5 protein-coding genes, 1 tRNA gene and 1 pseudogene are annotated in these 7,182 nt (G+C 58.9%); 2 read left to right on the top strand and 5 right to left on the bottom strand.

The window, feature by feature from the left end:
* Position 1: 1 nt before the first annotated feature.
* Positions 2–74: transfer RNA gene (locus AC1RO5_RS21855), tRNA-Glu, on the bottom strand.
* A gap of 394 nt (positions 75–468) precedes the next feature.
* Here AC1RO5_RS21855 and AC1RO5_RS21850 point away from each other — a divergent pair.
* Positions 469–1,227, top strand: coding sequence for a hypothetical protein (locus AC1RO5_RS21850; protein ID WP_493177584.1), 759 nt, complete (start codon positions 469–471; stop codon positions 1,225–1,227).
* A 110-nt stretch (positions 1,228–1,337) separates the two neighbouring features.
* On the opposite strand, the gene AC1RO5_RS21845 is transcribed toward AC1RO5_RS21850, so the two are convergent.
* The 4 genes and pseudogenes from AC1RO5_RS21845 to AC1RO5_RS21830 all read right to left on the bottom strand — a co-directional run bounded on the left by AC1RO5_RS21845 (position 1,338) and on the right by AC1RO5_RS21830 (position 5,879).
* Positions 1,338–2,201: a methyl-accepting chemotaxis protein gene (locus tag AC1RO5_RS21845; protein ID WP_493177587.1), complete on the bottom strand. Its 864-nt coding sequence runs from the start codon at positions 2,199–2,201 to the stop codon at positions 1,338–1,340.
* Positions 2,199–3,263: pseudogene (locus AC1RO5_RS21840) on the bottom strand (HAMP domain-containing protein); the annotation flags it as partial. The gene AC1RO5_RS21845 and the pseudogene AC1RO5_RS21840, both read right to left, overlap by 3 nt.
* Before the next feature lie 147 nt (positions 3,264–3,410).
* Entirely contained in the window at positions 3,411–4,802 is a 1,392-nt protein-coding gene (locus AC1RO5_RS21835; RefSeq protein WP_493177583.1) for an aminotransferase-like domain-containing protein, read from the bottom strand.
* Positions 4,803–5,117: 315 nt separating this feature from the next.
* On the bottom strand, positions 5,118–5,879 hold the full coding sequence (locus tag AC1RO5_RS21830; protein WP_493177581.1) for an SDR family oxidoreductase: 762 nt from the start codon (positions 5,877–5,879) through the stop codon (positions 5,118–5,120).
* Between the two features lie 236 nt (positions 5,880–6,115).
* Here AC1RO5_RS21830 and AC1RO5_RS21825 point away from each other — a divergent pair, with 236 nt between their 5' ends.
* A complete protein-coding gene (locus AC1RO5_RS21825; RefSeq protein WP_493177579.1) occupies positions 6,116–7,120 on the top strand; it encodes an NADP-dependent oxidoreductase in 1,005 nt (334 codons plus the stop codon).
* The last annotated feature ends 62 nt before the right edge of the window (positions 7,121–7,182 follow it).

Below are 7,182 nucleotides of genomic sequence, written 5' to 3'. Positions count from 1 at the left end.
GCGTCCCCTAGGGGACTCGAACCCCTGTTACCGCCGTGAAAGGGCGGTGTCCTAGGCCACTAGACGAAGGGGACACACGTACAACATTCACTCCCTACCGCGTTTCGCTGTGTGCTTTACGCTGTAAGTGGCGCGCATTCTATGGATGGATTGAGGGGTCGTCAACCCCCAGATATAAATTTATTTAAATCAATGACTTCGCCCTGCTTTTGGCAGCGATTCAGGCTTTTGTGTCGCCTGACCTTTGGCGCCTATATTCTGGCATCCACCAAGACGCTATAGTCCATGCCGAGATGATGGCAATGTGCACCTCGCACGCTATTTACTTATAGAAGCAGCATTGCGGCCGATATAAGTAGAGCTATAGCCGATTCACTCGTCGAGCAACCCTATGCGCCCATATGCCAAGCCAACTACACTCGACTCGAACGCGAACCCCATAAAGAGGTCTTACCGGTGACACCACTCATGATCACCCTGCTAGTCGTAGCCGGGATCGCACTATTGATCGCCATTGGCTACATGAACCATGTGGTGGAAAACAATAAGCTGGAAAAAGCCCGCACCAAGGTTGAACTCAACGACCGCCTGCGTCGCTGCGGCGAAATCACCGAGACCTTTCCCGGTCAGTTCATGACACCCGCGCTCAAGCTGCTGTTGACCCGCCTGGAACTGAACGTCTGCCAGCGACTGCTCAACCTGGAAAAAACCAGCGCCACACTAAAGCCGCGGATTACCGAGCTGAGTGCCTTGGTTGCCCAAGGTGAATCGATCCCGGTCAACAACCCGCCGGCACCGATCCAGACCGAAGCCAAGGCCAAAGACGTGCGCTTCCTGCTGGAAGCCATTCATGGCCAGATCACCCGCGCCGCACAGGACGGTTTCCTGCCAGCCAACGAAGCCAAGCGCTGGATCCGTGAAGTGCGGCACATCCTGGTCCTGCTGCACATCGAATTCTTCAACAACCTCGGCCAGCATTCCCTGCAACAAAACCAGCCAGGCCAGGCCCGCCTGGCCTTCGAACGCGGCGTGCAATACCTGCGCAAACAACCGGAGCCCCAGGTCTACAGCGAACAACTCGAGTACCTGGAGAAACTCCTGGCCCGCGCCAACGACCAGGTCATGGACAAGATCGCCCCGGTTGAAGGCGAAGTGAACCAACTGACTGAAGGGCTCAAAGACGTCGAGGCTGATGCCGACTGGAAGAAGAAAGTGATCTACGACTGATCATGCAAATGCTGAAAAGCCACCGGGTCAGGTGGCTTTTTTTTGCGTTGGGATTGATGGCCGCCAGAATCAATGGATCATCCGGACGCGGCCCGAGCCTTCGACAGCGCCTACAGCCTGAAATGCCCCACCATCCCCCTCAACTCACTGCCCAACTGCGCCAGTTCAATACTCGACGCCGCATTGCCCTGCATCGCCAATGAAGACTGATCTGCACTGGCGCGAATGCTCGTGACACTGCGATTGATCTCCTCAGCCACCGAGCTCTGCTCCTCCGCAGCCGCCGCAATCTGCTGGTTCATCTGCTGAATCAGCGACACCGCCGCCGCAATACTCCCCAACGCACTTTCGGTCTGCAACGCATCGCTTACCGCCAGCTTCACCAACTCGCCACTGCTCTGAATCTGCTGCACCGACGACTGCGCCGCCGAGCGCAAGGCACTGACCAGACGTTCGATTTCCTCGGTCGATTGCTGGGTTCGCCTGGCCAGCGCCCGAACCTCATCGGCCACCACCGCAAAGCCCCTGCCCTGCTCACCGGCCCGCGCCGCCTCGATGGCCGCATTGAGCGCCAACAGGTTGGTCTGCTCGGCAACGCTTTTGATCACGCTGAGCACCGTGCCGATGTTCTGGATTTCTGCACTGAGGCTTTCGATGCTGGAGCTGGCCGAGGTGGCCGAGTCCGCCAGTTGCTCGATCCGTGCCATGCTCTGACGCACCACCTGCTGACCGCTTTCGACCTTGCCGTCGGCAGTCTGCGCCGCCTGGGCAGCCTCCTCCGCGTTACGTGCGACGTCGTGCACCGTGGCGGTCATCTGGTTCATCGCAGTGGCGACCTGCTCGGTTTCTTCTTTCTGGCTGCTGACTTCAAGGTTGGTCTGCTCGGTCACCGCCGACAGCGATTGAGCAGAGCTTGCCAGCTGTTCGATACCGGCCTGCAAACCACTGACAATGCTGCTGAGCCCGGCACCCATTTGCTGCATGGCTTGCATCAACTGGCCGATCTCGTCGCGACGGGTCACCTCAATCGTCGCGCTCAAATCGCCCGCGGCGATCTGCTGGGCGACACGGATCACGCTACGCAGCGGTGCGACGATCAACCGGGTAATCACCCACGCGGCAATCAGCCCGACCAGCAAGGCCAGCGCCGAGGAACCGATGATCAACAGCGAGTTCTTTTTCAGCTCTGCCTGCATCGACCGGTCTTCGGCAACGTAAGCCTGATCCACCCGCTCAACCACTTGCGCGGCGCGCTGGTGGAGTTGCTCGGAGACAGTCTTTTCCTGCGCCAACAGGCCGGTGTACTCGGCGAGTTTTTCAGTGAAACTGCCGATATGACCGGACACTTCATTGAGGACCGTCTGGTAACCCTCATCCTTTACGGTAGCTTTCAACTGTTCGGCCTGGGCCAGCGCCTGGTCGGCTTGCTCGATCTTGCCCTGCCCGGCACTGTCGTCGCCCTTGCGGCTCTGATCCAGGCGTACGCGCGCTTCGTTCATGGCCTGCAACATCAGCCGCGAAACCTGGCTGACCTGATTCGCCTGCTCGATGAATTGCGCGCCGTCCTTGCCCTCGGACTCCTTCAAGGCATAGGCGCCATCATCGCTAAGCCCGGCCTGCAGCACATCGAGGTTATTGGCCACGCTGGACACCGACCAACTGGCCATTTCCAGCGCCAGGTCCTTGGCCTGACTCAGCGAGACGAACTCGTCAAAGGCCTTGCGATAGGCCCCCAGAGACTGTTCGACGTCATTCATGACCGGCACGTTGGCCGCGGACTGTGCCTTGAGCTCGGTCGCCAGCGCGATCAACGCGTCCACCCCCGTGTGCAAGGCGTCCACGGTTTTCGGGTCGCCGCGCAAAGCGTAGTCCTGCTCAAGCAAACGTACCTTGAGCAGACCGTTGTTGAGCGACGACATCTGCTTGAGCCCGTCAAAGCGATGACTGATGGTTTGCAGGGACCATACGCCAATGGCCGCCACCAGGGCTGTCAACAGCAACACCAGTACAAACCCGACACCCAGTTTTTTCGCCATACCGAGGTTGGCAAAACGTCCTTGCACGGCCGAAATCATTGCGCTTAGTCCCCTGCCATTGTCTGTGGATGCAGATTCGCAACGGGCTTGTGCCAACACAAGTCTCTGGCGTCGGAATAATGGCCAAAAGCTACGTCAGCGTCGTTTTCAGAACGCTTGAGGTCGATCCCGAGCGGTAGCCTGAAAAAATGCCCTGGCGCGAGGATCACAGGCATAGGCGACGTTGATGCGCTGCCAATCATGGGCCTGGCCGGAGGGGCTGAATGCCGTTGTGCAAGACAGCAGGATGCCGAAGCGTCTAGCCTGAATCCGCACCTGAACGGCGTCGGACTTGCGCGATCGCGCCCAGATGAACAGGCCACCTACGGGTTTGCCGAAAACCTCCCATTCCGCGTCCTCGAGCACCTGCAAGGCCGCGTCTCTGTCAGTGCTTAAACGTTGGCGCTGACGCTGCACCAATTTGCGATAGGCACCACTGGCCAATAAAGAAGCCAGCACCGACTCGCAAAACCGTGAAGCCCCCATGCTGCTGATCATCTTGACCTCGGCCAGTCGCGAAATGACGTCGGCACCCGCCACGACAAAGCCGACCCGCAACGAACTGCTGAGGGTTTTGGAGTAGCTGCCGACGTAGATCACATTGTCATCGATACCCAGTGCCGCAAGACGCGTACCGGGACCGCTGTGCAAATCCGCATAGACATCGTCTTCGATCACCAGTACACCATGGTTTTTGGCTAGTTGCAGAACCTGCCGAGCCACGCCCAAGGTCAAACTGCTGCCGGTGGGGTTGTGATAAAAGCTGTTGATGAACAAGCCACGGGGTTTGTACGTCAGCAACAGTGCCTGAAGTGCTTCGGTGTCGGGTCCGTGAGGCGTACGTGGGACTTCGATCATGCTGACCCCGTGCAGCCTGAGCAAATCGAACAGCATCGAATAACCGGGGTTCTCCACCACCACGCAATCGCCCGGTTTGAACAACGTGCGCACGATCAGGTCGAGCCCATGACTGGCACCTGCCGTGGTGAGGATTCGACTTTCATCCACCGCGATATCCAGCTGTTTCAGTCGTTTAAGGATCTGTTGGCGCAGGGCAAGCAGGCCCAGCGGTGTGCTGTAGTTGAACAAACCGGCCATGTCGGTACGGCAGACCTGGCGGATTGCATAGCTCAGGTCGTCAGTCTCGCGCCAGCTTTCGGGTAATCCGCCACAACCCAGCTTCAGATCGCCCATGACGCCGCTCTGCGGCTCCTCAGCCCCTTCGAACCAGGAAAAATCCCGTTGCCCGTGAGCGGCAAGCTTCGTTGCCGCGACAAAGAAACCCGCCCCGCTACGCGTCGCCAGCACACCTTGAGCCACTAACCGCTCACAGGCCTCGACGACACTGGATTGGCTGAGCAGATTGATCCGCGCGATTTGCCGCACGGAAGGCAAACGCGTCCCCGGCGACACCTCGCCACGATGGAGCCAGTCGGCCATCGCGTCGACGATTTGCTGCACGACTGGCACCAATGCCTGTCGATCGATTCTCAACTCCATGAGCAAGCAAACTCCTGTCTGTTTTGCGCAAAACAGTTAATCACAGGAGCGCTCGACAAGATGTGCGACAAAACCGCCAAAACCGTCGGTTCTAACCATTTGAAACACAATGCCCGATGTTTTCACGGAACCGATGGCAGTGTGCGTAGTGCTGAGAAACCTGTGGCGAGGGAGCTTGCTCCCGCTTGACCGGGCTGGCGCTCCAGTGCGTAGCACTCACAAAAACCGGCAATGGTTGTCAGATTTTTGGGGCCGCTACGCAGCCCAGCGCGAGTAAGCTCGCTCGCCACAAAAGCAGGTATATCTGAATGCCTGTTAAAACGCCGTGACGCCACCATCCACCGCCAGCGAATGACCGGTGGTGAACGCCGCGCCGTCGCTGCACAGGTACAGCACCGCGCTGGCAATCTCCTCGACCTTGCCAATACGTCCGACCGGGTGCATGGCATTGGCGAACTCGCCCTTCTTCGGGTCCGCTTCATAGGCACGACGGAACATGTCGGTGTCGATCACCGCCGGGCACACCGCATTCACGCGAATCTTTTTCTTCGCGTATTCGATGGCCGCCGATTTGGTCAGGCCGATCACCGCATGTTTCGAGGCGGCGTAGATGCTCATCTTCGGCGCAGCCCCCAGACCGGCGACCGAAGCGGTGTTGACGATCGCGCCGCCGCCTTGGGCCAGCAGCAACGGCAACTGGTACTTCATGCACAGCCAGACGCCTTTGACGTTGACGCCCATGATCGCGTCGAACTCATCGACCGTGCCCTCGGCCAGTTTGCCTTTCTCGATTTCGATGCCGGCATTGTTGAAGGCATAGTCGAGACGGCCGTAGGTATTCACTACCTCGTCCATCAGATTTTTTACATCGCTTTCCACAGTGACATTGCAGCGCACGAAGGTCGCTTCACCGCCGGCGGCACGAATCAGCGCCACAGTGCCTTCACCACCGGCCGCGTCCAGATCGGCCACCACCACTTTCAAACCTTCGGCGGCGAACGCCAAAGCGGTTGCGCGGCCAATCCCATTGGCCGCGCCCGTCACAACGGCGACCTGGCCGGAAAACGTCATGCTCATTGTTATGTCCTCGAAGGCAAGAATGTGGGGGATCGCGAGTTCTCAGTCTAGGCACAGAGGACAATGGCACGGCAGCACTATCAGAAGGCCGGTTGAGCGCCCATGAGTGGCAGTGATGGAACTGCTGCCCTGACTATCACTGCACTGGATCGATGTGCATTCGCCGCGTCAGCCGACCTTGCAGCATCGCCCATGAAGGTCTATCAACAAGGCTTCATTCATCTTGAGTGCCTGTCATGACTACCCAGACCAATCGCCAGTTCCTGCTCGCCAAACGTCCCGTGGGAGCGGCCACCCGTGAGACGTTCACCTATCAAGAAGTTCCGGTCGGTACGCCTGCGGCAGGTCAGATCCTGGTCAAGAACGAATACCTGTCCCTGGACCCGGCCATGCGTGGCTGGATGAACGAGGGCAAGTCCTACATCCCGCCAGTCGGCATTGGCGAAGTCATGCGCGCATTGGGCGTGGGCAAAGTCGTCGCCTCGAACAATCCAGGCTTTGCCGTGGGGGACTACGTCAACGGTGCCTTGGGTGTGCAGGATTACTTCCTTGGCGAGCCGCGAGGTTTCTACAAGGTCGATCCGAAACTGGCGCCGCTGCCGCGTTATTTATCCGCACTGGGCATGACCGGAATGACCGCCTACTTTGCCCTGCTCGATGTCGGCGCACCGAAAGCCGGTGACACCGTGGTGTTGTCGGGCGCGGCCGGTGCGGTGGGCAGCATTGCCGGGCAAATCGCCAAGATCAAAGGTTGCCGGGTGGTCGGCATTGCCGGCGGCGCGGACAAGTGCAAGTTCCTGATCGATGAACTGGGTTTTGACGGTGCCATCGACTACAAAAACGAAGACGTAACCGCCGGCCTCAAGCGTGAATGCCCGAAAGGCGTCGACGTGTATTTCGATAACGTCGGCGGCGATATTCTCGATGCAGTGCTGAGCCGCCTGAACATGAAGGCACGGGTGGTGATTTGCGGCGCCATCAGCCAGTACAACAACAAGGAAGCGGTCAAGGGCCCGGCTAACTACCTGGCGTTGCTGGTCAACCGCGCGCGGATGGAAGGCTTCGTGGTGATGGATTACGCCGCGCAATTCGCCGCTGCCGGGCAGGAAATGGCCGGCTGGATGGCCAAGGGGCAGCTCAAGAGCAAGGAAGACGTTGTCGAAGGACTGGAGACCTTCCCGGAGACACTGATGAAATTGTTCAGCGGCGAGAATTTCGGGAAGTTGGTGTTGAAGGTATAAAAGCTTCGCGGGCAAGCCTCGCTCCCTTCGGAGGGAGGATCGACTGCTAACCGTCTGTTAAG

This window comes from Pseudomonas sp. GW822-FHT02G04, from assembly GCF_058802085.1.
Note: the sequence above shows the minus strand (reverse complement) of the source record. Positions and strands in the feature narration are given on the sequence as shown.

Coding starts and splice junctions, on each gene's coding strand:
- AC1RO5_RS21850 (WP_493177584.1), top strand. CDS start 469: ATGATCACCCTGCTAGTCGTAGCCGGGATCGCACTATTGATCGCCATT.
- AC1RO5_RS21835 (WP_493177583.1), bottom strand. CDS start 4,802: ATGGAGTTGAGAATCGATCGACAGGCATTGGTGCCAGTCGTGCAGCAA.
- AC1RO5_RS21825 (WP_493177579.1), top strand. CDS start 6,116: ATGACTACCCAGACCAATCGCCAGTTCCTGCTCGCCAAACGTCCCGTG.
- AC1RO5_RS21845 (WP_493177587.1), bottom strand. CDS start 2,201: ATGGGTGCCGGGCTCAGCAGCATTGTCAGTGGTTTGCAGGCCGGTATC.
- AC1RO5_RS21830 (WP_493177581.1), bottom strand. CDS start 5,879: ATGAGCATGACGTTTTCCGGCCAGGTCGCCGTTGTGACGGGCGCGGCC.